This is a genomic window from Aquimarina litoralis, from assembly GCF_039523995.1.
GTDB lineage: Bacteria > Bacteroidota > Bacteroidia > Flavobacteriales > Flavobacteriaceae > Aquimarina > Aquimarina litoralis.
Genome location: NZ_BAAAGE010000008.1, coordinates 50,537 through 73,744, shown reverse-complemented (window position 1 = coordinate 73,744; position 23,208 = coordinate 50,537). Strand labels below are relative to the sequence as shown.

The following is a 23,208-nucleotide window of genomic DNA, read 5'->3' as shown; positions in this document are numbered from 1 at the left end:
TAGAATAGTATATGAAAATATTAGTACTAAACTCTGGGAGTTCGTCGATAAAATTTCAATTGTTTCAAATGCCTTCCGAAGAAGTTATTTGTTCTGGATTAGTAGAGCGTATTGGGTTGGAAAATGCTAAAATAAGTTTTAAAACAGCCAGACTTTCAGTAGAAGACATTGAAGATATTCCTAATCATAAAACAGGATTACAATTAGTTGCCTCCTATTTATTGCATCCCGAAAAGGGAGTAGTTTCAGTAGCATCGGAGATCGATATTGTTGGCCACAGAGTTGTTCATGGAGGTAGTACTTTTGCTAAAACGGTAGAAATAACTTCGGAGGTTAAAGAAGAAATTCAAAAACTTTCTGCTTTAGCACCATTGCATAATCCAGCAAATTTACAAGGTATTTTGGTCTCAGAAGATATATTTACCGATGCTAAACAAGTGGCCGTTTTTGACACAGCATTTCATCAAACGATGCCAGTAAAAGCATATAAGTATGCAATTCCTAATGCTTTTTTGGAAGAAAACGACATAAGAGTGTATGGTTTTCATGGAACAAGCCATAAATATGTATCTGAAAAAGCGATAGAGTTTTTAGATAAACAAAACGCAAAGGTTATTACTATTCATTTAGGAAATGGATGCAGTATGACGGCTGTTAAAGATGGAAAAAGTATTGATCATACCTTAGGCTTTGCACCGATGAATGGATTGATCATGGGAACAAGATCTGGTGACATTGATCCTGCAGTAATTTTCTACATGGTAAACTCACTTGGATATTCCTTAGATGAAGTTAATTCGCTATTGCAAAAGGAAAGTGGTATGTTGGGATTAACGGGTTATAGTGATTTACGAGATATTGAATCTGAAGCGGAAAAAGGGAATGCCGATTGCAAGGAAGCATTAGCAATGAATGCTTATCGTATCAAAAAGTTTATTGGATCCTATGCTGCAGTATTAAATGGTTTAGATAGTATTGTTTTTACTGCAGGTATCGGAGAAAATTCTGATCTCATGCGAAAATTGGTTTGTGAAGAATTAGAATGTATTGGTATAGAATTAGATGAGGAGAAAAACAAAATACGCTCTAAAGAAATAAGAGATATTAGTATGAATACCTCTAAAGTTAAAATATTAATAATACCGACAAATGAAGAACTAGAAATAGCCAAGCAATCATTTCAATTGGTTTCATAATAAAAGAGATTACCAAAACTCTACAATTGGTAATCTCTTAACTTCCTTACTAAATCTGATGCTTATTTATGCCCAAATACAAGTACCATTTGGTTGACAGTATCCAAAATCACAAATAGTAGGCCCTCCAAGAAATGTCATACAACATTGTCCAGGAGGTCCACAAAATACGAATCGACGACCTGCCGCTCCTGTTATCTGTTGTTGATCTTTTTTTGTTAATTCTTTAATTCCTTTGAGATTTAAAATTTCTTTCATTGTGTAAATATTTAAATTGATTTTCTGCAATGTACCATTCATATCAATAGTTCAGCTAATAGAACCTATTGATATTTATAAATTTCAATAAACAAGTTATCAAAACACTAGCTTAGTCCTGTTTTACTTTAGCTATTTTTAGTACAAAAGACAACCTCCGTTACCCGTGCAACGTCCAGGCTCGCAAAAGCTAAAATTCCCATATGTTATTCTACACCTATTACCAGTGCCAAAAGGATTAGAGGAACAACAACTAATAATAGTCCCAGACCCTTTAATAGATCTTTGTTGTCCTTTACTTAAGGTTTGAACATCATTTAGCTCTAAAATTTTTTTCATTGTGTAAGTATTTAAAGTTATTTGTTCTTCCCAAGATACTTAAGGTAAAAGAGTAAAAACAAAACTTGATACTTGAGATTTATAAATTTAAAGAACACTATTGCATATTGTTTTGATAATAAAAGCCTTTTACATCAATCATTTGAACGTTTCTGGAAAAATTAATTATTAAAAAAAGAGATCTATTAAATAGACCTCTTTTTGTATTCGATTAGATTTTGCTTTTAGTACAGAATACAACCTCCAAATCGTGTACATCTGCCAGGTTCACAGAAACTTCCACCAGGAAAGCTTATACGGCACCTGTTACCAGATCCATTAATAGGATTCGGATTGCAACAAGTGATACTTGTCATAGCTCCTTTTATAGATCTTTGCTGCGCTTTACTTAATTTTTGAATTCCGTTTAATTCTAAGATTTTTTTCATTGTGTAAGATGTTTTAAAGTTAATCACTTAAAATTAGTTGAATTTTCCCTAAATAAAGTGCGCGAAAGACCTTTATTTATTATGGTTTTGTGGTTTTTAATAAGAAGTGTGTCAATAGGATAAACATAAATGCAATACTATTCTTATATCTCCTTGTAGGAAACAACTTATTAACAGGGGTTGTGATGAGTTAATAGGTTGTTTTTGAATGTGTTAGATGTGTTGGGTGTGCTAAATTAAAGATTATCAACATATTGCGTAATGATTTGATAACATTTGCCTATGGTAAATGTAACAAAATAGTTATAGCTTCGAAACGTTAAAATACACTAACCTAACTCACAACACACGAAATGAAAAAAATACTACTAATATTAGTAATGGGTTATACCATCGCTAGTTTTGGTCAAATTCCATCGTATTATAATGATGTGAATCTTTCTTTATCAGGACAAGCTTTAAAAAATGAACTAGCTTCCAAAGTAACAAATACACAAACAACAATATTATCATATACGCCTGGTGTATGGGATGCTTTAAAACAAACAGATATAGACCCCACTGATTCTTCTAGAGTGATATTGATTTATGGCTTCAGTGATACCGATGGTAATTCTACCACCGATAGAACAAGAGGAGTAGATAATAATGGAGGAGGTTCTACAGATTGGAATAGAGAGCATGTGTATCCAAGATCACTGGGAAATCCGAATCTAGGAAGTACAGGTCCTGGTTCTGATGCACATCATTTAAGACCCTCTGATGTGCAAAGAAATTCTAGTAGAGGAAATAGAAAATTTGCGGATGGTTCTGGTAATTCTGGAGTCACATCACAAGGACATTGGTATCCTGGAGATGAATTTAAAGGGGATGTGGCTAGAATGATGATGTTTATGTATATCCGTTATGGAAATCGATGTTTACCTTCTAATGTAGGAGTAGGAACTTCTGTTACAAACGATACAGATATGATTCAGTTATTCCTAGAGTGGAATGCAGAAGATCCTGTAACTCAGTTAGAATTGCAAAGGAATCCGATTATAGAAAATTTACAAGGAAATAGAAATCCTTTTATTGATAATCCAGCATTTGCAACTCAGATTTGGGGAGGACCACAGGCGGAAGATCGTTTTGGGAATACTGGTGGAGATACAGAATCTCCAACTGTACCTACTGCTTTAACCGCATCTAATATTACGACCACTTCAGCTCAGTTATCTTGGAATGCTTCTTCTGATAATGTAGGAGTTACGGGATATGATGTATATCGTAATGGATCTTTGTTAAGTTCAACTTCAAATACAAGCTATTCTGTAACAGCTTTATCTGCTGCTACAACGTATGCCTTTGCGGTAAGAGCCAAAGATGCTGCAGGCAATCTTTCTGGATTAAGTACTTCTATTAATGTTACTACAGAAAATACTTCTGGAGGAGGAAATACATTATGTAGTTCGGATATAACAACGTTTCCTTATAGCCAAAGTTTTGAAAATACCATAGGTCAATGGAGACAAGCTGGTTCTGGAGATGATTTTAATTGGGCAACGCGTTCAGGTAGCACGCCATCATCAGGAACAGGACCGAGTAGTGCAAACGAAGGATCTTATTATTTGTACATGGAATCATCTACGCCAAACTACTCTAATAAAAGAGCTATTTTATATTCTCCTTGTTTCGATATAACTAATGAAAGCGAGGCTACTTTTTCTTTTAAATATCATATGTACGGAGCTTCTAATATGGGAAGTCTTTCTCTCGAAGCTAGTCTTAACGGAACAAGCTGGACAACAATTTGGAGTCTTTCTGGAAATCAAGGGAATTCCTGGAAAACAGCTAGTGTTAGTTTAGAAGATTATGTAGGTCAAAGAGTACAATTGCGTTTTAATGGAGTTACAGGCACTACTTGGCAAGGAGATATGGCTGTAGATGCTGTAGAACTGTCTACTTCTGGAAATACAGGAGGAGGATCTACTACTAGTGATGTGAATTTAAGAATTACTTTTGATAATTATCCTGAAGAAACAAGCTGGGAAATACGAAATGATAGTAATCAAGTTGTTTTCTCTGGAGGCACGTATGGATCACAAGCAGATGGTTCTACGATCAATTTATCCAGAACGTTAGATAATGGTTGTTATACATTTATTATCTACGACACCTATGGCGACGGTATTTGTTGTAGTTATGGTAATGGTTCTTATGCATTAACAGATGCTACAGGTACTACACTGGTTTCAGGAGGTTCGTTTGGATCACAAGAAAGTAATAATTTTTGTGTAGGGAGTTCTGTAAGAAGTGCAGTACCTGAATCTAATTTTAAGGAGGTTTCTGATGTTTTTGATTTTAATTTTTATCCAAATCCGGTAAAAGAAACATTAACGATACAATCAGCGCATAGTATTTCTGGAAAATACGAAATCATAAATTACACAGGACAGATATTAAAAACTGGACCTATTACAAAAGAGCCTATTGGACTTGAAGGTATATCTTCGGGTATCTATTTTATTAAGTTGACTAATGGAACAGAAAATTTAGTGAAAAAGTTTACGAAAGAATAATTATCTCTTTTTTAAGTGTTATATATATAACCTCTACTTTATGATGAAGTAGAGGTTATTTTTAGTAAGTATAATTTATAATGTATAGTATATAAAAGTTGAGCTTGTACTTACTTTATTGTAGTTGATGAAGTAATTTTTCTGCCACCAGTTCAGAAGATGCAGGATTTTGACCTGTAATGATTAATCCATCTTCTAAAGCATAAGGAGTCCAATCATCTCTTTTAGAATATTCAGCACCATTGTTCATAAGCATGTCTTCCACTAAAAACGGAACTATGTCTGTTAGTTGAACAGCAGCTTCTTCAGAGTTGGAAAATCCAGTTACTTTTTTACCTTTTACCAAAGGTGCCCCTTCAGTGTTTTGCGTATTTTTAAAAATTGCAGGGGCATGACATACTGCAGCTACAGGTTTATTCTGGTTGTAAAAAGCTTCAATCAGTGAGATTGAATTTTTATCATTGGCCAAATCCCATAATGGTCCGTGACCACCAGGATAAAAAATAGCGTCATAATCTTCGGCTTTGATTTCTGAAAGTGAGATTGAATTCTTTAGTTTCTCCTGTGTTTTTGAATCTTGATCGAACCTTTTGGTAGCATCAGTTTGAAAATCTGGTAATTCACTCTTAGGATCGATTGGAGGTTGTCCACCTTTTGGAGAAGCAATAGTAATCGCTATTCCTTTATCTTTTAGAAAATAGTATGGAGCTGCAAACTCCTCTACCCAAAATCCAGTTTTTTCTCCTGTATTTCCTAATTCATCATGACTTGTTAATACGAATAATACCTTTTTCATGTTATTTGTTTTTTTAGTTATGCTCTTATCATTATTCTGATTTCTACAGGAAATCAATAGTAGTGCAGCAACAATTAAATAGATAAGTTTTCTCATTGCTAGTTTCTTTTAAATCGTTGTCATTATTTGATAGATTCAAAATTACTGCAAAGCAAAAGCCAAAAAATTGATGTATGATAAGAAATGAATTTAATTTCGTGCTATTTCTTTTCGTATTCGACTAAGGCTCTCTGAAGTGATGCCAAGATAGGAGGCGATATGATAATTTTTTACAAGTTGTTCTATATTTGGGTAGGTGTTTACAAAATCCTGATATCGTTCTTTTGCTGTTTTCGATAAATCTCCTATGATTCTCCTTTGGAAAGATCCGATGTAAGATTCTGTTTTAAATCTAAAGTATTCTTCTATTCCTGGGATCGTAGCACAGATTTCATTCATATCATCTCTGGATAGTCGGAGCAAAACAGCATCTTGTAAACATTCTATCTGAAGAATTGCTTTTTCTTTTTTAAAAAAGGAAGTGTAATCGCTTATCCACCAATCAGTAATTGCAAACTGTATAGTATGTTCTTTAGCAGAAATATCTGTAAAATAAGATCGCAAACATCCACGAACTACATAGTATTGATACGTGGTTGTATCACCAGGGAATAATAGGTTTTCTCCTTTGGAAATTGTAATTGTAGTAATTTTTTTATCAATCATTCGTTGATGCTCATTACTTATTTGATAACCTTTGAAGATGTTAGCAATATCCATTTTTGGTTAAAATCTTAGAATACGTACAAAAGTATAAAATAAGAGTCCGATTACAATTGATAATCGGACTCTGTTTGGTATAATAAAGATGTGTTTTTTTAATTATTTAGCATTACTGGCATTACAAGCATCGTAACACTTTCTCCTTCATCTAATCCATCTGTCGGAGTTAAGATTCCAGCTCTGTTTGGTAATGACATTTCTAACTGTACATCATCAGCATTTAGGTTATTTAGCATTTCGCTTAAGAAACGTGAATTAAAACCTATCTGCATATCATCTCCTTGATAATCACAGGTTAGACGCTCTTCTGCTTTATTAGAGTAATCAATATCTTCTGCAGAGATATTTAATTCTGCCCCAGCAATTTTTAATCTGATCTGATGCGTCGTTTTATTCGAGAATATAGAAACTCTACGTACAGAATTTAAGAATTGTGTGCGAGCAATACTAAGTTTGTTAGGATTTTCTTTAGGGATTACCGCTTCATAATTTGGATACTTACCATCGATTAGTCTACAAATCAATTGTGTTTCATCAAAAGTAAATTTTGCATTAGACTCGTTATATTCTATAAGAACATCAGTATCACTTCCTGCCAATATACCTTTTAGAAGGTTTAGTGGTTTCTTAGGCATAATGAATTCAGCAGACTGAGAAGCTTTTACATCCTCTCTAGAATATTTTACCAGTTTATGAGCATCAGTAGCTACAAAGGTTAAACTCTCTGTAGAAAACTGAAAGAATACTCCACTCATTACAGGTCTAAGATCGTCATTACCTGTAGCGAAAATAGTTTTACTAATAGCGGTAGCCAGAATGTCACCCATTACATTCGTAGCACTAGGATCTTCTAATTCTACTGCCTTTGGAAATTCTTCGCCATCTGCATAGGCAAGTGCATATTTACCGTGATTAGAACTAATTTCTATAGTATTATTATCTCCAGCAACAAATGTAAGCGGTTGCTCTGGGAATGTCTTTAATGTTTCTAATAGTAACTTTGCAGGAACAGCAATAATTCCTTCGTCTCCAGATTCTACTTCTAACTTAGCAGACATAGTAGTTTCTAGGTCTGAAGCTGAAACGGTTAAGGAGTTGTTATCTAATTCAAATAAAAAATTATCTAGAATTGGTAAAGTATTACTGTTATTAATTACTCCACCTAATACTTGAAGTTGTTTTAATAAATACGAACTGGAAACTATGAATTTCACCCGTTTAATTTTTTAGATTAATACTGTTTTGCAGTGGTCATTATAAAAATGGCTAACGCAAATATAATTGTAATCTCCAAGCTTGTTGGCATTCTAAAAACGTTAGTTATTAACAAACGGGTAGGAGTTATCGACTATCATCGATTGGTGGTTTAGATAACTTAAAAATTCTTTGATATTAAATGTTACACTATCGAGTATGATTGTTATTATTTATGAGCTTGTTATGGATTTGTATACTTATAAATAGGTTCACAGCCAAGCCGAAAACATCTTTATCCAGAAGAAAGATATGAAAATGTTGTTTAAATATGAAAAGTGTTAGTTTTCTTCTAGTAATACGACTGATTCCTAAAATTTTTATCCAGATAATGATGACATTTAAATTTCGATATACCCTATTACTACTATTTTTTGGACAGTTACTTCTTGCACAGCAAAAAACTGATCCTAATAACCAAAGTGAGGAATTAGGAAAGGTAACTTGGTTTCGGGATTATGATACGGCTCTAGAAATTGCTAAAAAGGAGAACAAGGATGTATTGATCTTATTTCAAGAAGTGCCGGGTTGTAGTACCTGTCGTAATTATGGGCATAATGTACTTAGTCATCCATTAATGGTAGAAGCAATTGAAAATTCTTTTATTCCTTTAGCTATCTTTAATAATAAAAAGGGAAAGGATGCAGAAATATTGAAAAAGTATAAAGAACCCAGTTGGAATAATCCTGTGGTTCGTATTGTAGATCATAGGGGAAATAATGTTGTGGGAAGAATAGGAAATGATTATGAAGCGATTACCTTAGTACAGCGTATGATGGAAGGTTTGCAGAAAAGAGGAGCGGTAGTACCCGAATATATCAACTTATTAGAAAAAGAGTTGTTAGCCACAAATACGCAAAAGGCTTATTACAGAATGTCTTGTTTTTGGAGTGGAGAAAGAGAACTAGGAAGACTGCCCGAAGTACTAAGTACGGAGTCTGGATTCATGGATCATAGTGAAGTGGTAGAAGTGGTTTATAATTCTAATGAAATAACTAAAAAAGAGTTAGATAATTATGCAAAATCTAGTGGAATGAGTTTGATGGATGGTAAAAAGTCTTACCGACCATCGCCAAAGGATATTCATTACTATTTACAACAAACTAAGTTTATATATCTACCGCTTACAGAACTTCAGAAAACAAAAATAAATAGTGCTCTTGGAGACGGACGTCCTACTCAACAGTTTTTAAGTCCTAAACAAAAGAAATGGCTCCAAAAGATTAAGAGTTCGAGCGAAGTATTATTTACTACAGATTTTCTAGAAGCCTGGGATAAAAAGGCAAAAGAGATGGATGCAATCTAAAGGGTAGATATATTATTCGTTATCCATTAATTTATCAGTATAATGCGCTTTGTGCTTTGGTTGTGCAAATCGCTTTTCATTATAGAAGTTAGATTTTCCTTTGGCAATGGATAGAGATTTCCAATCTTGATCACAAATCATTTTTCCAAGAAACACAATTTGTCCTACATGATACGAATAATGAGCTAATTGTCTATTAATAGCTTCGGTAATAGAATGTTCAATATTTCGGATATAGATCGGTTGATCAAAATTAGCATCAGTTACGCTATCTAAGGCATCGAATAAACATTGCCATCCTTCATTCCATTTCTGTAATAATTCTTCTTTCGATTGTATACCGTTTTCAAACTCTTGATCACGAGCTCTCCATTCCTTTTCACCATCTGTAGTTAAAAAATCAGTCCATCTAGATTTCATATTGCCCCAAAGGTGTTTTACAATAATGGCTATGCTATTACTTTCCTCATTATATTGCCAAAATAACATATCTTCATCTAATTGATCTATTGTTCGCTCTCCTAAGGATTTATAGTATGAAAATTGCTTTTTGATTCCTTTTAAATATGATAATGCATCCATCTTAAGAAGATAAGCATTTAGTCAACGGAGTGCTTTCTAAAATAGTTAAATAACATTTTCATAACATTATTGAGGTGTAATTGATTGTAGTTTTATGGGGAAATTTACACTTTTTTAAAGTGTTGTTTTACAATTAACTCTTTAAACTTACACATGATGAAAAAAAGAATTTATGCAATTTCTGAAGTAAAAACCTTGTCTAAATCTTCGCAAAAACAAATTTCTGGAGGTATGTCAGGTTCGGCTGATTACTTTAGTAAATGCTTTCCACTGTACCTTTCTGATATTGATGGTACGATGTGTGCTATATTTAGTCCTAGTGGAGAAATTTGTTATGGAACTATTAGATATGATGAATGTTGTATCTAAAAGCTATTTCTCAATTGATAATACCGTCTGAAAAGTAATTTATCTTTGTCAAACTGAGCTTGTCAAAGTTTTTAATTTATTAGTTTTCAATCTGTCTTTTACAGCCTCAGACTGACAAATACAAGTTTTAAATACTCTTTTGACAGCCTCATAAGTTTTGTGGTTTTAAGTATGCTTACTATCGGGTATATTTTCTTCTTCTCAACCAAGAGAAGAGTAGACTAAAAAGTCCAAGAAGAACTAAAGGAACTACGATATTGATAACTTGCCATAAGGTTCGAGTTCCTACCACTTTTTCTATATTTAGAAAAGCAATGTTTATCTCTTTTCCCCTTACTTCGGTTAAACCAGAATCGTCCAGCAGATAATTTACAGTGTTTAAAAGAAACTCTTTATTACCATATTGTAGATTAAGATACGGGTCATATCCTAGAGTAATCGGTCTTCCTTTTCTGATTCCATTTTTGATTACATCACCATCCGCAATAACTACCATTTTTGTGTCTTCACTTTGATCTTTATTATCACTTAATGAAAAAGGTTTCACTCTGTCTTTATATGCTGATTTAAAGTTACCTTCTAAGAGCACCGCCAGATTATGTGTTCCTTCGGTATAACTTTCCATATCAGGTTTTTGTCCGATGATATTGTCTAGTTTTATTTCTGTTGGAATTCCTTCCAATTTGGAACGTTCAGAGCTCGTTAATAATACAGTCTTTTTTACATCATTTTTAAGCGTATCTATTTGGTTCGAAAACTCAAATTTTACAGATTCAATATTTTTTACAATTGGGTGATTGCTGTTACTTTTAGTCAGTGATGCATAGTACCAAGGATGAGGTGTAAACTGTGTATTATTTCCTTCTCCAGAGGCAAGCATGAGTGGAGCAGAGTACAAGTCATTTACCAATACTGGATTAATACGTACCCCATATGAAAATAAGGCATCTCCTAATCGTAGATCCTGCATAAAGGCAATTGCAGATCCTTGGGATTGAGGTTTGAACAAGCTATCAATCTCCATCGCTACGGATTCTACCATCCATAATGATTTGCCGCCATCCATGATAAACTGGTCCATTACATATTTTTCATTTTCAGAAAAAGCTTCTGTCGGTTTTGCATTGATGAGTAAATCAAATTTTTGTAAATCTTCTAAGGTTTTCTTGGGGTTGGAAGCTACAGAATCTAGTGTAAAAGCACCAACAAAATAATACTCTTGCAAGGTTTTAATAAAATCAGCAATCTTTGCATCCGGTAGTTGTCCGTTTCCTTTGAGTACTGCGATTTTGTGTTTCTTTGGATGGATTAGTTTTTTAAGTGCATCTGCAAAAACATATTCTAACTGCTGTATAGAATTATTTACACGTTCTTCGGTTGTGGCGCCTATAGTGTTTTTTACCAAAGCAACTTTTACACTTCGCTTTTGGTAATTCATGATTGCCCACGGCACTACAGTTTCGATTTCTGTTTTACCACTTTCCTGCACACTTACTTCCATTGGCGTAAGTCCAAGACGCTGTAATTCTTCTAACGTTTCTTTTCTAAATTCTTCCTCTTCTAAAGGATTTGTAAATACGTACTGAATCTTTGGATTGATCGAGTTAAATTCCTCTACTATTTGTTTGGTTTCATTTTGTAATCTTCTGAACTCTGATGGAAAGTCGCCATCCAAAAGTATATCAATAGCAATAGGTACTTCAGCTTCTTTTAATAGGTTTTTCGTCGCTTCCGATAGTGTAAATCGCTGATCTGCTGTTAGATCAAAACGATTGTAAAATGATGATCCTAGAAGATTTATAATTACTACTGCAACAGTGGCAAAAGAAGCAAGCTTGCCGATGGTTTTCTTAGTATTTTTACTTAGAATAATCGATGTAAGAAATATAAAAATCGAAATGATACTCAAAAAATAGATAATATCTCTGGTATCTAAAATTCCTTGACTAATACGTTCGTAGTGTAATTGAATACCGATTTGTTCTACCGTATAATCACCAGCACCTAATAGTTGATAATTGGCTAATCCGCTAAATCCAAAGTAAAATAGAAAGCACAGAAAAAGTCCTATCAAAAAGGAGACAATCTGATTATTGGTTAATGATGAAGCGAAAGTTCCTATCGAGGTGTAGGTGGCTCCCAATAATAAAAGTGCAATATAGGAACCTATCGTACTACCACTATCTAAATTTCCAACGGGATTACCCAATTGATAAACGGTAATTACATATAACAAACTAGGTAGTAATGCGATACCGATTAATGCTAAACTTCCTAAATATTTTCCTAAAGCTAGTTGCCAATTTTTAATAGGTTTGGTAAGCAGTAATTCTAAGGTGCCTTGTTTTCTCTCTTCGGCAATACTACGCATGGTTACTGCCGGAATTAAAAACAATAAAATCCAAGGCGCCACTAAAAAGAAAGGTGTTAGACTAGCGAAACCACTGTCTAGGATATTGAACTGACCTTTAAAAACCCACAGAAAAAGACCATTAAGAATTAAAAATATACTAATCACTAAATATCCTACAGCGGATGCAAAAAATGTATTAATCTCTTTTCTTATGATTGCAAGCATATGCGGGTACTCTCTTTTGATGTAAGTTATTAGAAGGTGAAAATAAGAATTTTGTTTGTACTGATCCTACATCTTGGTATTACAATTCTTCAATTTTTTCCACACTCCAAGCTTCTGGTTTTTGATTGAACTTAGTTTTGGTATTTGCCCAAATATCTTTAAATAACGCAGAGTTGCGATAGTTATTGAGATGTTCTTCAGATTCCCAATGGCTATAGGTGAAAAATTGATTCGTTTGGTGTATATCTCTAATCAGTTTCAGATGTTTACAACCTTCAAAATTTCGGATTTTATCTTTGTTTTTTTCAAAATTTTCTAAAAAAGCGTCTATCTGTTCTGGTACGAAACCTAATTTTACAATGCGTATGATCATTTTTTATATAACTGGATGAGCAAAGCTACAAAGTTTTGCGTTAGGGATAGCAGTGGCATCCTTTTTTCTCAATAAAGTTTAATCTTCAGGAAAAAGGGTAAAGAAAAAAGATATAACGGATAGCCCGCTCGAACGCCATTGTTATAATGTGATCATTCAAAAGTAATGCTAACCGTGTCTCTAAAATACAATCCAAATAGACTAGAAGCACCACCGACCGTTCTGGGATTACTCTTATAGATCGCCAATTCTAAATATCCAGAAGAGTTAAAAACCGCCAATTTCTTGCCATCTTCTTCGCGTTTACTTTTCTCTACATCAAAATTGATGGCATCGCTATAACGCTCATAGATTTTGCTAAACACAGCGCTTCTGGCCGTAATCTTAAAGCTTCTTCCTTTGCCAATATCCTCAAAAAGTTTACGAGTGATATTGGTGATGAGGTTGCCATAATTATCGATGTATATAATACTTCCTACGATCTGCTTATCGCCAAGATTTACAATAGGAGTTATTCCTTTAATTAGTTTTATTTCGGCTGTAGGTTTACCGATTACCTCCAGAGTACCTCCTCGTGCAATATGACAAGCCACTGCCACAAAAACATCAAGTACCGGAAAGTTGGTTCCAATAGCATCATGAATATTGATTTCTACAATTTTTTCAGGTCGAAATTCTGAAGCAATTAAAGAAATCAATCCATTATTGGCGCAGATAAAGTAGTGATCGTCTAATAAAACAGCGATATGTTTATTTTCTGGATTGAGTTCACTGTCGATTCCTACGATATGAATACTACCTTTTGGGAAGCTTTTGTAGGCATTTTGAATAATATATGCTGCTTCTGTAATATGAAAAGGAGAAATCTCATGCGAAATATCAACAATCGTAGCTTCTGGTAATTCGGTATAGATAGCACCTTTAACCGCAGACACAAAATGATCTTTGATTCCGAAATCTGTAGTTAAAGTTATTATTGGCATCGATAAGAATTGTTAATATCTTTTGATTATAAGCGCTTAAAAATATGTAAATTTGCTAAGAAGTTATTCAAAGTTTTTTTGAATCGAGAAATCTATTAATAAAAACCTACGAGTTTATCATATTCGACCACGATACGCATTATATGATTATTACTAAAATTCAACTTGTACTATCATTTTCATTTTTGATTCCCCGACAAAAACTTCAAATAATCCCGATAGCCATTGGGAGCACAAACTTAGTCAATCCAAAAAACAAATCATACTAAAATTACTATAGCTTTTGAACGAACTTATCATTGAACTAACAGAAATCAATCCAAGAGAGTTTTTCGGACTCCAAAACAGTAATATTCAATTATTAAAGAAATATTTTCCTAAACTGAAAATTGTTGCTCGAGGAAGTAAACTAAAGGTATATGGAGATGAGGATATGCTCGAAGAGTTTGATATGCGTCTAAATATGCTTTTAGAGCATTTTGGAAAATACAATAAACTCGATGAAAATGTCATTGAGCGTGTATTAACCAGCGATAGTAAAGCGGATTACGAAACGTCTGCAGGTAGTGGAGAAACCTTGGTACATGGAGTAGGAGGTAGACTGATTAAAGCACAAACAGCTAATCAGCGTAAATTGGTAGAATTGACCAATAAGAATGATATGGTTTTTGCAATTGGTCCTGCAGGAACTGGTAAAACGTATACAGGTGTTGCACTAGCGGTAAAAGCATTGAAGGAAAAACAAGTACGAAGAATTATACTAACCAGACCAGCGGTAGAAGCTGGTGAAAATCTTGGTTTTTTACCAGGAGATCTAAAAGAAAAATTAGATCCATATATGCAACCATTATATGATGCGTTACGAGATATGATTCCTGCAGAAAAGCTAGAGAGTTTTATAGAGAAAGGAGTTATTCAGATAGCACCAATGGCGTTTATGCGTGGTCGTACCTTGGATAATGCATTTGTGATTTTGGATGAAGCACAAAATACTACGCATGCGCAAATGAAGATGTTCTTAACACGTATGGGGAAGAATGCTAAGTTTATGATTACAGGAGATCCTGGACAGATAGATTTACCACGTAGAGTAACTTCTGGATTAAAAGAAGCTTTGTTAGTATTGAAAGGTATCTCTGGAATCGGAATCATCCATTTGGATGATAAAGATGTAATCCGCCATAAATTGGTGAAAAAGGTAATTGCAGCCTACAAAGAGATCGAAAACCGAAATGGTTAGATAGTAGATTTGTTTTTGAAGTATTGTAACATCTAATTCTGAGTTAAAAAGTAGTACGTTGAAAAGTATATATCATTTTAAGTTCGAAGACTTAATTATTTATAACAAAGCAATCGATTTTGGAGAGTCTGTAAATGAGCAAGTTCAGTCCTTTCCCAAAGAGGAAGCCAATCGATTAGCATCGCAGTTTACGATAGCGGCTGATGCCATTGCACTGCACATAGCCGAAGGTTCGGCAAGTTCTAATGATCAATTTAATAACTATTTACAAATCGCTTGGGATCGTGCACATGAGTGTATTGTTTGCAGCACCAAAGCACGATTAAGAGGTTTTATTACCGAAGAGCAAGACGAATTGAATAGAGGTGATATCACTGAATTAACCAAAATGATTACCTCTTTTAAAAGACATTTAAAATTAAAGCAACTGGAGAGTAGCAGTAAGTAAAACTTAATACTTACAATAATTCTCCAATAGGAATTACAATGAAGAATACCATCACAAATACCAATTATAATTTTCCTGGTCAGCAATCAGTATATAAAGGAAAAGTAAGAGAAGTTTATAATATTAATGACGAATTGTTAGTCATGATTGCTACCGATCGGTTGTCTGCTTTTGATGTAGTCATGCCAAAAGGAATTCCGTTTAAAGGGCAAATTCTAAATCAGATTGCTACACAAATGATGAAAGCTACCGAAGATTTAGTTCCTAATTGGTTGATTGCTACTCCAGATCCTAATGTTGCGGTTGGGCATTTATGCGAACCTTTTAAGGTAGAAATGGTGATCAGAGGATATCAGTCTGGTCATGCTGCCAGAGAATATAAAGCTGGAAAAAGAATGTTGTGTGGTGTTGCTATGCCAGAAGGGATGAAAGAAAATGATAAGTTCCCAGAACCAATTATCACACCTTCTACCAAAGCTGATAACGGAGAGCATGACGAGGATATCTCTAGAGAAGAAATTTTGGCTAAAGGCATTGTCTCTGAAGAAGATTATTTGGTATTAGAAGATTACACGAGAAAGTTATTCCAAAGAGGAACTGAGATTGCTGCCGACCGTGGATTGATCTTAGTAGATACAAAGTATGAATTTGGAAAGACGAAAGATGGAAAAATTGTCTTAATTGATGAGATTCATACGCCAGATTCTTCGCGTTATTTTTATGCAGAAGGTTACGAAGAACGACAAGCGAATGAAGAACCACAAAAACAATTGTCTAAAGAGTTTGTAAGACAATGGTTAATTAGCAATGGTTTCCAAGGGAAAGAGGGACAACAGATTCCTGAAATGTCAGAAGAATATATCAATTCTGTATCTGATCGCTATATAGAACTCTTTGAAAATATTACTGGTACTACCTTTGAAAAAGCAGATGTTTCTGATATACAAAGTAGAATAGAAGCGAATGTGTTGGAGTATTTGAAGGGATAGTAATTTAATACATCTCCCTAAATCCCTCTTCGAAAGAGGGACTTTTGATTCCTCTTCTTTGAAGAGTTAGATTTTTTAATTTTGATTTCGTAATTCTTGCCTGCGCATTGGCATTTGATCGATTTGATCAAAGATTTGAGCGGCAGAGATTACTTTGTTGGATTGTAGTCTACGACCTCCATCCAATCCTATTAACATGAATTTAAAACTTTCTTGGGAAGAGTTATATTTTTTATAGAGTGTATTGTCTCTTGTTGGTTGGTTGTTCTCAATTCCTTTTATGTAGGATGTAGGTGTTATTTGGTATATGATCAGTTTTCTATCCGCTAACTCCTTTGTTTTATTTTGGAACTCATTTACCTGTTCTAATAATTTTGGATGTTGATATGAGTCTGCAGAGATGATTATCAAACGATCTTGCCATCTGTGTTCAGTTAAGTCTTGAGTATAGGAGAGTCGGGGTATGAATAATAAAAACAATATTACACTTTTCATACAGGTAAGTTACGAAAAACAAAAAAGCAACCAGAAAAATCTTTCTGGTTGCCTTCTTATAACAATAAATATATAACTAATACTAGATAATCGTAGATTGGCCTACGTGTATATTTTCAAAATTAATGTTAGAGTCTTCAGGGTTTAAAATATAATCATAAATAAAGTCTCCTACTTTTTCTGTCGTTAAAGGGTTTATACTATTTAAATCGGGTGTGGTAAGGTTTAATTCTAAAGCTTTCTCCACTGCATTTTTGATTGCTTGCGATTCCTCTAAAAGATCAAAATGTTCTAGTAGCATCGCTGCCGATAAAATAGCTGCAATAGGATTCGCAATTCCTTTTCCTGTTGCCTGTGGATAGGATCCGTGTATCGGTTCGAACATACAACAAGTGTCTCCCACAGAGGCAGAAGCTAATAATCCTATAGAACCTCCAATAACACTGGCTTCATCGGAGATAATGTCTCCAAACATATTTTCGGTTAAGATTACATCAAACTGACTTGGATTTAGAATCATTTGCATCGCTGCATTGTCGACAAAAAGAAAATCTAAATCTACATCTGGATATTCTTTCGAAATTTCTGTAACTACCTTTCTCCATAGTCTAGAAGATTCTAAAACATTTGCTTTATCAACTAATGTAAGCTTATTGCGTCTTTTCTGAGCTGCTTTAAAAGCTAATCTTGTGATGCGTTCTATCTCTTCTTTAGAATATTCACATAAATCTGAAGCCACAGTCCCTGCTTCGTTAAGCTGTTTTTTACCAAAATAAATCCCACCAGTAAGTTCACGATAAATAGAGATATCTGTTCCTTCGATAATATTTCTCTTTAAAGGAGATTTCTCTAATAAGGTATCGTAAGCTTTTACTGGGCGGATATTGGCATATAAACCGAGTTCTTTTCGTAAGCGCAATAACCCTTGCTCTGGACGAACGGGAGCACTGGGGTCATTATCATATTTAGGGTCTCCAATAGCTCCAAAAAGTACTGCGTCTGTATCAGCGCAGAGTTGCAGTGTTTCTTCTGGTAATGGGTTTCCTGTTTTATCAATCGCGATAGCACCTACCAAAGCATCCTTAAAAGTAAATGTATGATCAAAACTATGTGCAATAGCTTCTAAAGCTTTTACTGCTTGTGCAGTAACTTCTGGTCCGATTCCGTCTCCGGATAATACAGCAATTTCTAGTTTCATGTATTTATCTTTTAAGTACGTGCTTTTTCAAAAGCTTCTATTTCTGATTGGTTGCTGATTAAAAAATCAATATCGTCATATCCATTGAGTAAGCACATTTTCTTATAGCTATTAATTTCGAAGTCGGCTTTAGATTTAGAAGAAACAATGGTAATAGTTTGTGCTTCTAAGTCTACTTCTATTTGGGTTGTTGGATCTTTTTCAATCGTCGAAAACAACTCTTGTAAATACTCTGGAGTTACTTGTATCGGTAACAATCCATTATTTAATGAATTCCCCTTAAATATATCTGCAAAAAAACTGGACACCACCACTTTGATTCCATAATCATGAATCGCCCAAGCTGCATGTTCTCTACTAGAACCACATCCAAAGTTAGTGCCGGCAACTAAAATACTACCACTATATTTTGTGTTATTTAGGGTAAAATCAGTATTCTTACTTCCATCTTTATGATAACGCCAGTCTCTAAATAAGTTCTCTCCAAAACCATCTCTACTGGTGGCTTTTAAAAAACGAGCAGGAATGATTTGATCCGTATCTACATTTTCGATAGGTAAAGGTATCGCTGTAGATGTTAACTTTATAAACTTATCCATACCGATTAGTTTAAATGTTTAGTAATGTCTATTATTTTTCCTTCAATTGCCGTAGCTGCTGCCACTAAAGGACTAGCAAGAATGGTTCTGGCACCTTGTCCTTGTCTACCTTCAAAATTCCTATTAGAAGTAGATACACAATATTCTCCTTCTGGAATTTTATCATCATTCATAGCTAAACATGCCGAGCAACCTGGTTGCCTAAGTTTGAAACCTGCTTCTTCAAAGATTTCATTTAAACCTTCATCTATAATTTGTGAAGCTACACGCTGAGAACCTGGAACAAACCAAGCCGTAACATTTTCTGCTTTTTTCTTTCCTTTTATATAATTAGCGGCAACTCTAAAATCTTCAATTCTACTATTTGTACAGCTTCCGATAAAAACATAATTTACTTCCTGATCAATCAGAGATTGCCCTTTTTCAAAATTCATATATGCTAATGATTTTTCAAAAGAAGCATTTGTATCTACAGGAATGTTTTCAGTGATCTTAATTCCCATACCTGGATTTGTACCATAGGTAATCATCGGGGATATATCTGCTGCGTCGAAATGATATTCTTTATCAAAAACCGCACCTTCATCAGTAGGTAATGTCTTCCAATACGCTACTTTCTTATCAAAATCTTCTCCTTTTGGTGCAAATTCTCTTCCTTTAATATACTCAAAAGTAGTTTCATCTGGAGCAATCATTCCTCCACGAGCTCCCATTTCGATACTCATGTTACAAACGGTCATTCTGCCTTCCATAGACATTTCTTCAAAAACGTTTCCTGCATATTCACAGAAATATCCTGTTCCAGAATTGGTACCTAGTTTAGAAATAATATAAAGAATGACATCTTTAGGAAGTACTCCTGGTTGTAGTTTTCCAGTTACATTAACACGCAAACTTTTTGGTTTTTGTAATAACAAACACTGACTCGCAAAAACCTGTGCTACCTGACTTGTTCCAATCCCAAAAGCTATGGAACCAAATGCACCATGAGTGGAGGTATGGCTATCTCCACAAACCATTGTCATCCCTGGTTGTGTGATACCTAATTCTGGAGCCATTACATGTACAATACCGTTGTTTTCATGACCTAATCCATAGAGCGTAATGTTATTTTTAGTACAGTTTTCTGTTAATTGTGCCAATTGATTACGCGATTGAGGATCTTTTACAGGAAGATGTTGGTCTACAGTAGGAGTATTATGATCTGCAGTAGCTATTACCTGATGAGGTCTAAAAATTGGAATTCCACGTTGTTCCAATTCACCAAATGCTTGTGGACTTGTAACTTCGTGGATTAAATGTTGATCTATATAAAGTATTTGAGGGCCGTTTTCGACTTCTTTGACGACATGTGCGTCCCAAACCTTATCGAATAATGTCTTTTTCATATGTATATGATATACCTAACGTATTCGGAATCTAATAATTCAATATTGTTATGCAACCGCCGTTTCTACAGAAACAGTTTTCATAATTTCATGAATATCATCATTAACAACTTCTTTCTTTCTATCAGCATAGTTTAAGAATTCTTTATACACTTCATCTAATTGAAGTTTTGTTAATTCATAACCGATCTTTTTTGCTCTATATGCTAAAGCTGCTCTACCACTTCTTGCGGTAAGTACGATAGCTGATTCAGTAACACCAACTTCGGCAGGATCAATAATTTCATAGGTTTCACGATTCTTGATTACACCATCTTGATGGATACCAGAACTATGTGCAAAAGCATTAGCGCCTACAATGGCTTTATTAGGTTGTACCATCATTCCCATACTTTCGGATACCATTAAACTCGTATCATATAATAATTTCGAATTGATGTCTGTGTTTAGATGTAAGTAAGGATGTTGTTTCATGATCATCACTACTTCTTCCAAAGCTGTATTACCAGCACGCTCGCCAATTCCGTTAATGGTACATTCTATTTGTCGAGCACCATTGATAGCTCCTGCAATAGAATTGGCAGTCGCTAATCCTAAATCGTTATGACAATGACAGGAAATAGTAACCTTATCAATCCCATTTACATTTTCTTTTAAGTATTTTATTTTCTCTCCGTATTCTTCCGGTAAACAATATCCTGTAGTATCAGGGATGTTTAGTACAGTAGCACCTGCTTTTATCATTTCTTCACAGACTCGAGCTAAAAACTCGTTATCAGTTCTACCAGCATCTTCGGCATAAAACTCTACATCTTCAACAAAAGATTTTGCGTATTTTACAGCGGCAATTCCTCTTTCTATGACTTTATCTTGTGTAGAATTGAACTTATATTTGATATGTGAATCAGAAGTACCAATTCCTGTATGAATTCGTGGTTTTTTGGCATATTTTAATGCCTCGGCAGCTACTTTAATATCGTTTTTTACCGCTCTGGTTAATCCACAAACAGTAGCATTTTTAACAATTTTTGCAATTTCATTTACCGAAGTAAAATCTCCTGGGCTAGAAACAGGAAATCCAGCTTCGATGATATCAACTCCTAGAAGGTCTAGTCGCTCAGCAATCACTAACTTTTGTTGAGTATTTAATTTACAACCTGGGACTTGCTCTCCGTCCCTTAACGTGGTGTCAAAAATTTGGACTTTATTATCGCTCATAGGAATTATGTGAATTATTAGTTTTAAAAATATCTTCTAAAATATCTTCTAAGATGTTTTACTTTTCTCTTACGAATTTATATTTTGGGTATTCAAAAGGGAGGGATTTGTCAAGCTATTTTACAATGCTGAAAAGTTTCGATAATGATTTAACTTTCTTTTAATCAGTTAATTACAATATATTTTCTTACAATGACTAATGATCAAAAAGATCCTTTGTTTATTTTGGTAAAATCACTTTCAAAGTCAGAAAAACGACAATTTAAAGTGTACGTAGGACGATTAGGAGTGAATACAGACTCTAAATTTTTGGCATTATTTAATCATTTAGATAAAAGCGAAAAATTGGATGAAGAGCTTATTGTTTCTAAAGGGATTGTAAAGAAGCAACAACTTTCGAACCTTAAGGCACATTTGTATAAACAAATTTTAATTAGTCTAAGATTAAGTCCTCTACATCAAAACATAAGATCACAAATAAGAGAGCAACTGGATTTTGCGACGATTTTATATCACAAAGGATTATATAAGCAAAGTCTAAAGATTCTGGACAAGGCAAAAACAGTGGCCAAGGAGAATGAAGAAAATAATATTGCTTATGAAATTGTAGAGCTTGAAAAAGTAATTGAAACCCAGTATATCACCAGAAGTATTAATAGCCGTGCCGATGAATTAACGATTGAGGCGAAAATGTTGAGCATGAAAAACGTGCTAACCAGTCGATTGTCTAATCTATCCCTTCAATTATACGGTTTAATGATCAAAAGTGGCTACGTACGAAATGATAGAGAACATAAAGAAATTACCCATTATTTTGAGAGTAAACTTCCTAAATATGATTGGAGTCTCCTTGGATTTAGAGAGAAACTATGGTTATACAAAGCGCATCTGTGGTATAGTTTTATGGTACAGGATTTCTTGTCTTGTTATAAATATTCTAAAAAATGGGTAGACTTATTCTACGAACACCCTAAAATGATTACCCTAAATCCAGTTTTTTTTCTAAGAGGAAATCATTACTTATTAGAGTCATTGTATTTAATTCAGGATAAGGCAAAATTAAAACTAACACTTAGTAAATTAGAAGAAACTATTACGTCTGATAGTTTCCCGATAGATGATAATATAGAAGTATTATCTTTTCAGTTTATTTATAACAATAAGTTGAACGTCCATTTTCTTGAAGGAACTTTTGATGAAGGAGAGTATTTAGTCCAAGAGATTCTTAATGGTATCGTTAGTTATAAAAACCGTTTGGATGATCATCATATTATGGTGTTGTATTACAAGATTGGTTGTTTGTATTTTGGAATGGCAAATCATAGAAAATGTATTGAATATTTGGGTAAAATTATTAATAATAAATCCTTGAAAATGAGGGAGGATCTTATGTGTTTTGCCAGAGTATTAAGTTTGGTTGCACATTATGAAGCTGGAATGGATTATCATTTAGAAAGTCAGTTAAAAGAAACCTATAGATTTCTCATAAAAATGGACGATCTACATGAAGTACAAAAAGAGATGATTAGATTTCTTAGAAATTTAGGTGATATTTTTCCGCATCAAATTAAAGATGAATTTAGGAAATTGCATAAGACTTTAAAGCAATACGAAGATCATCCTTATGAGAAAAGAGCGTTTTTATATTTAGACATCTTATCATGGTTAGAAAGTAATATCGAGAATCGACCAGTAGCTGATATTATTAAAGAAAAGGCTCAAAAATTAGCTAGATAAGAGGAAAATCATGTAAGCTCTTTATCTAATTAGTTTTCATTGAAAAAAAAATCTTCAATTATATAACTTCCGGAGATTATAATATTTATGTGATTTTTTTAAAAAAGGTAG

23 protein-coding genes are annotated in these 23,208 nt (G+C 33.9%); 8 read left to right on the top strand and 15 right to left on the bottom strand.

The genetic code is table 11. The features are described 5' to 3' along the window. Window positions 1-11: 11 nt before the first annotated feature. Window positions 12-1,196 carry an acetate/propionate family kinase gene (locus ABD077_RS24340; protein ID WP_343914809.1) on the top strand — a complete coding sequence of 395 codons (1,185 nt, stop codon included), beginning with the start codon at window positions 12-14 and terminating at the stop codon, window positions 1,194-1,196. Between the two features lie 66 nt (window positions 1,197-1,262). On the opposite strand, the gene ABD077_RS24335 is transcribed toward ABD077_RS24340, so the two are convergent. From ABD077_RS24335 to ABD077_RS24325, 3 genes are all read right to left on the bottom strand, one after another. Beyond that, window positions 1,263-1,454 carry a hypothetical protein gene (locus tag ABD077_RS24335; RefSeq protein ID WP_343914808.1) on the bottom strand — a complete coding sequence of 64 codons (192 nt, stop codon included), beginning with the start codon at window positions 1,452-1,454 and terminating at the stop codon, window positions 1,263-1,265. A 138-nt stretch (window positions 1,455-1,592) separates the two neighbouring features. Then, window positions 1,593-1,793 (bottom strand): hypothetical protein, encoded by a 201-nt coding sequence (locus ABD077_RS24330; RefSeq protein ID WP_343914807.1) that lies wholly within the window; start codon window positions 1,791-1,793, stop codon window positions 1,593-1,595. 224 nt (window positions 1,794-2,017) lie between these two features. Next, window positions 2,018-2,221, bottom strand: coding sequence for a hypothetical protein (locus ABD077_RS24325; protein ID WP_343914806.1), 204 nt, complete (start codon window positions 2,219-2,221; stop codon window positions 2,018-2,020). A 353-nt stretch (window positions 2,222-2,574) separates the two neighbouring features. On the opposite strand from ABD077_RS24325, the gene ABD077_RS24320 reads away from it, so the two are divergent. Then, complete coding sequence (locus ABD077_RS24320) at window positions 2,575-4,782, top strand: endonuclease (protein ID WP_343914805.1); 2,208 nt, start codon at window positions 2,575-2,577, stop codon at window positions 4,780-4,782. Between the two features lie 115 nt (window positions 4,783-4,897). Here ABD077_RS24320 and ABD077_RS24315 read toward each other — a convergent pair whose 3' ends face one another. The 3 genes from ABD077_RS24315 to dnaN form a co-directional block, all read right to left on the bottom strand. Then, window positions 4,898-5,674: a type 1 glutamine amidotransferase domain-containing protein gene (locus ABD077_RS24315; protein WP_343914804.1), complete on the bottom strand. Its 777-nt coding sequence runs from the start codon at window positions 5,672-5,674 to the stop codon at window positions 4,898-4,900. Window positions 5,675-5,767: 93 nt separating this feature from the next. Continuing rightward, window positions 5,768-6,337, bottom strand: coding sequence for a Crp/Fnr family transcriptional regulator (locus tag ABD077_RS24310; protein ID WP_343914803.1), 570 nt, complete (start codon window positions 6,335-6,337; stop codon window positions 5,768-5,770). A 98-nt stretch (window positions 6,338-6,435) separates the two neighbouring features. Continuing rightward, window positions 6,436-7,554 (bottom strand): DNA polymerase III subunit beta, encoded by a 1,119-nt coding sequence (gene dnaN / locus ABD077_RS24305; protein ID WP_299610424.1) that lies wholly within the window; start codon window positions 7,552-7,554, stop codon window positions 6,436-6,438. 371 nt (window positions 7,555-7,925) lie between these two features. On the opposite strand from dnaN, the gene ABD077_RS24300 reads away from it, so the two are divergent. Beyond that, complete coding sequence (locus ABD077_RS24300; protein WP_343914802.1) at window positions 7,926-8,900, top strand: VPGUxxT family thioredoxin-like (seleno)protein, type 2; 975 nt, start codon at window positions 7,926-7,928, stop codon at window positions 8,898-8,900. 12 nt (window positions 8,901-8,912) lie between these two features. On the opposite strand, the gene ABD077_RS24295 is transcribed toward ABD077_RS24300, so the two are convergent. Beyond that, the gene (locus ABD077_RS24295) at window positions 8,913-9,482 is read right to left on the bottom strand and encodes a DUF1572 domain-containing protein (protein ID WP_343914801.1); all 570 of its coding nucleotides are present in this window, start codon (window positions 9,480-9,482) and stop codon (window positions 8,913-8,915) included. Between the two features lie 156 nt (window positions 9,483-9,638). On the opposite strand from ABD077_RS24295, the gene ABD077_RS24290 reads away from it, so the two are divergent. Then, complete coding sequence (locus tag ABD077_RS24290) at window positions 9,639-9,851, top strand: hypothetical protein (protein ID WP_343914800.1); 213 nt, start codon at window positions 9,639-9,641, stop codon at window positions 9,849-9,851. A gap of 178 nt (window positions 9,852-10,029) precedes the next feature. On the opposite strand, the gene gldG is transcribed toward ABD077_RS24290, so the two are convergent. The 3 genes from gldG to ABD077_RS24275 form a co-directional block, all read right to left on the bottom strand. Continuing rightward, window positions 10,030-12,429 (bottom strand): gliding motility-associated ABC transporter substrate-binding protein GldG, encoded by a 2,400-nt coding sequence (gldG, locus tag ABD077_RS24285; protein ID WP_343914799.1) that lies wholly within the window; start codon window positions 12,427-12,429, stop codon window positions 10,030-10,032. A gap of 79 nt (window positions 12,430-12,508) precedes the next feature. Beyond that, window positions 12,509-12,802, bottom strand: coding sequence for a putative quinol monooxygenase (locus ABD077_RS24280; protein WP_299610433.1), 294 nt, complete (start codon window positions 12,800-12,802; stop codon window positions 12,509-12,511). Window positions 12,803-12,954: 152 nt separating this feature from the next. After that, entirely contained in the window at window positions 12,955-13,785 is an 831-nt protein-coding gene (locus tag ABD077_RS24275; RefSeq protein ID WP_299902685.1) for an SAM hydrolase/SAM-dependent halogenase family protein, read from the bottom strand. Window positions 13,786-14,068: 283 nt separating this feature from the next. Between ABD077_RS24275 and ABD077_RS24270 the strand changes: the two genes are divergently transcribed. The 3 genes from ABD077_RS24270 to ABD077_RS24260 are packed head-to-tail and all read left to right on the top strand — an operon-like array spanning window position 14,069 to window position 16,462. Continuing rightward, window positions 14,069-15,025, top strand: a complete 957-nt coding sequence (locus tag ABD077_RS24270) for a PhoH family protein (RefSeq protein WP_299902688.1) — start codon at window positions 14,069-14,071, stop codon at window positions 15,023-15,025. A 58-nt stretch (window positions 15,026-15,083) separates the two neighbouring features. After that, window positions 15,084-15,473, top strand: a complete 390-nt coding sequence (locus tag ABD077_RS24265) for a four helix bundle protein (protein ID WP_343914798.1) — start codon at window positions 15,084-15,086, stop codon at window positions 15,471-15,473. A 38-nt stretch (window positions 15,474-15,511) separates the two neighbouring features. Continuing rightward, window positions 15,512-16,462 carry a phosphoribosylaminoimidazolesuccinocarboxamide synthase gene (locus tag ABD077_RS24260; RefSeq protein WP_343914797.1) on the top strand — a complete coding sequence of 317 codons (951 nt, stop codon included), beginning with the start codon at window positions 15,512-15,514 and terminating at the stop codon, window positions 16,460-16,462. A 75-nt stretch (window positions 16,463-16,537) separates the two neighbouring features. Here ABD077_RS24260 and ABD077_RS24255 read toward each other — a convergent pair whose 3' ends face one another. The 5 genes from ABD077_RS24255 to ABD077_RS24235 all read right to left on the bottom strand — a co-directional run bounded on the left by ABD077_RS24255 (window position 16,538) and on the right by ABD077_RS24235 (window position 21,360). Further along, window positions 16,538-16,957: a DUF4174 domain-containing protein gene (locus tag ABD077_RS24255; RefSeq protein ID WP_343914796.1), complete on the bottom strand. Its 420-nt coding sequence runs from the start codon at window positions 16,955-16,957 to the stop codon at window positions 16,538-16,540. A gap of 82 nt (window positions 16,958-17,039) precedes the next feature. Then, window positions 17,040-18,155 carry a 3-isopropylmalate dehydrogenase gene (gene leuB, locus ABD077_RS24250; RefSeq protein WP_343914795.1) on the bottom strand — a complete coding sequence of 372 codons (1,116 nt, stop codon included), beginning with the start codon at window positions 18,153-18,155 and terminating at the stop codon, window positions 17,040-17,042. Window positions 18,156-18,166: 11 nt separating this feature from the next. Next, window positions 18,167-18,754 (bottom strand): 3-isopropylmalate dehydratase small subunit, encoded by a 588-nt coding sequence (leuD, locus tag ABD077_RS24245; RefSeq protein WP_343914794.1) that lies wholly within the window; start codon window positions 18,752-18,754, stop codon window positions 18,167-18,169. 5 nt (window positions 18,755-18,759) lie between these two features. After that, window positions 18,760-20,142 (bottom strand): 3-isopropylmalate dehydratase large subunit, encoded by a 1,383-nt coding sequence (gene leuC, locus ABD077_RS24240; protein ID WP_343914793.1) that lies wholly within the window; start codon window positions 20,140-20,142, stop codon window positions 18,760-18,762. 48 nt (window positions 20,143-20,190) lie between these two features. Further along, a complete protein-coding gene (locus ABD077_RS24235) occupies window positions 20,191-21,360 on the bottom strand; it encodes a 2-isopropylmalate synthase (protein ID WP_343914792.1) in 1,170 nt (389 codons plus the stop codon). Window positions 21,361-21,552: 192 nt separating this feature from the next. On the opposite strand from ABD077_RS24235, the gene ABD077_RS24230 reads away from it, so the two are divergent. Then, window positions 21,553-23,097: a hypothetical protein gene (locus tag ABD077_RS24230; protein ID WP_343914791.1), complete on the top strand. Its 1,545-nt coding sequence runs from the start codon at window positions 21,553-21,555 to the stop codon at window positions 23,095-23,097. Window positions 23,098-23,208 lie beyond the last annotated feature (111 nt).

Bases quoted from the DNA above. Each gene is read 5' to 3' on its own strand.
- ABD077_RS24300 (WP_343914802.1), top strand. From the start codon at position 7,926: ATGATGACATTTAAATTTCGATATACCCTATTACTACTATTTTTTGGA.
- ABD077_RS24330 (WP_343914807.1), bottom strand. From the start codon at position 1,793: ATGAAAAAAATTTTAGAGCTAAATGATGTTCAAACCTTAAGTAAAGGA.
- ABD077_RS24290 (WP_343914800.1), top strand. From the start codon at position 9,639: ATGAAAAAAAGAATTTATGCAATTTCTGAAGTAAAAACCTTGTCTAAA.
- ABD077_RS24310 (WP_343914803.1), bottom strand. From the start codon at position 6,337: ATGGATATTGCTAACATCTTCAAAGGTTATCAAATAAGTAATGAGCAT.
- ABD077_RS24335 (WP_343914808.1), bottom strand. From the start codon at position 1,454: ATGAAAGAAATTTTAAATCTCAAAGGAATTAAAGAATTAACAAAAAAA.
- gldG (WP_343914799.1), bottom strand. From the start codon at position 12,429: ATGCTTGCAATCATAAGAAAAGAGATTAATACATTTTTTGCATCCGCT.
- ABD077_RS24255 (WP_343914796.1), bottom strand. From the start codon at position 16,957: ATGAAAAGTGTAATATTGTTTTTATTATTCATACCCCGACTCTCCTAT.
- ABD077_RS24275 (WP_299902685.1), bottom strand. From the start codon at position 13,785: ATGCCAATAATAACTTTAACTACAGATTTCGGAATCAAAGATCATTTT.
- leuB (WP_343914795.1), bottom strand. From the start codon at position 18,155: ATGAAACTAGAAATTGCTGTATTATCCGGAGACGGAATCGGACCAGAA.
- ABD077_RS24320 (WP_343914805.1), top strand. From the start codon at position 2,575: ATGAAAAAAATACTACTAATATTAGTAATGGGTTATACCATCGCTAGT.
- ABD077_RS24340 (WP_343914809.1), top strand. From the start codon at position 12: ATGAAAATATTAGTACTAAACTCTGGGAGTTCGTCGATAAAATTTCAA.
- ABD077_RS24295 (WP_343914801.1), bottom strand. From the start codon at position 9,482: ATGGATGCATTATCATATTTAAAAGGAATCAAAAAGCAATTTTCATAC.
- leuD (WP_343914794.1), bottom strand. From the start codon at position 18,754: ATGGATAAGTTTATAAAGTTAACATCTACAGCGATACCTTTACCTATC.
- ABD077_RS24235 (WP_343914792.1), bottom strand. From the start codon at position 21,360: ATGAGCGATAATAAAGTCCAAATTTTTGACACCACGTTAAGGGACGGA.
- ABD077_RS24230 (WP_343914791.1), top strand. From the start codon at position 21,553: ATGACTAATGATCAAAAAGATCCTTTGTTTATTTTGGTAAAATCACTT.
- ABD077_RS24280 (WP_299610433.1), bottom strand. From the start codon at position 12,802: ATGATCATACGCATTGTAAAATTAGGTTTCGTACCAGAACAGATAGAC.
- ABD077_RS24315 (WP_343914804.1), bottom strand. From the start codon at position 5,674: ATGAGAAAACTTATCTATTTAATTGTTGCTGCACTACTATTGATTTCC.
- leuC (WP_343914793.1), bottom strand. From the start codon at position 20,142: ATGAAAAAGACATTATTCGATAAGGTTTGGGACGCACATGTCGTCAAA.
- ABD077_RS24325 (WP_343914806.1), bottom strand. From the start codon at position 2,221: ATGAAAAAAATCTTAGAATTAAACGGAATTCAAAAATTAAGTAAAGCG.
- ABD077_RS24260 (WP_343914797.1), top strand. From the start codon at position 15,512: ATGAAGAATACCATCACAAATACCAATTATAATTTTCCTGGTCAGCAA.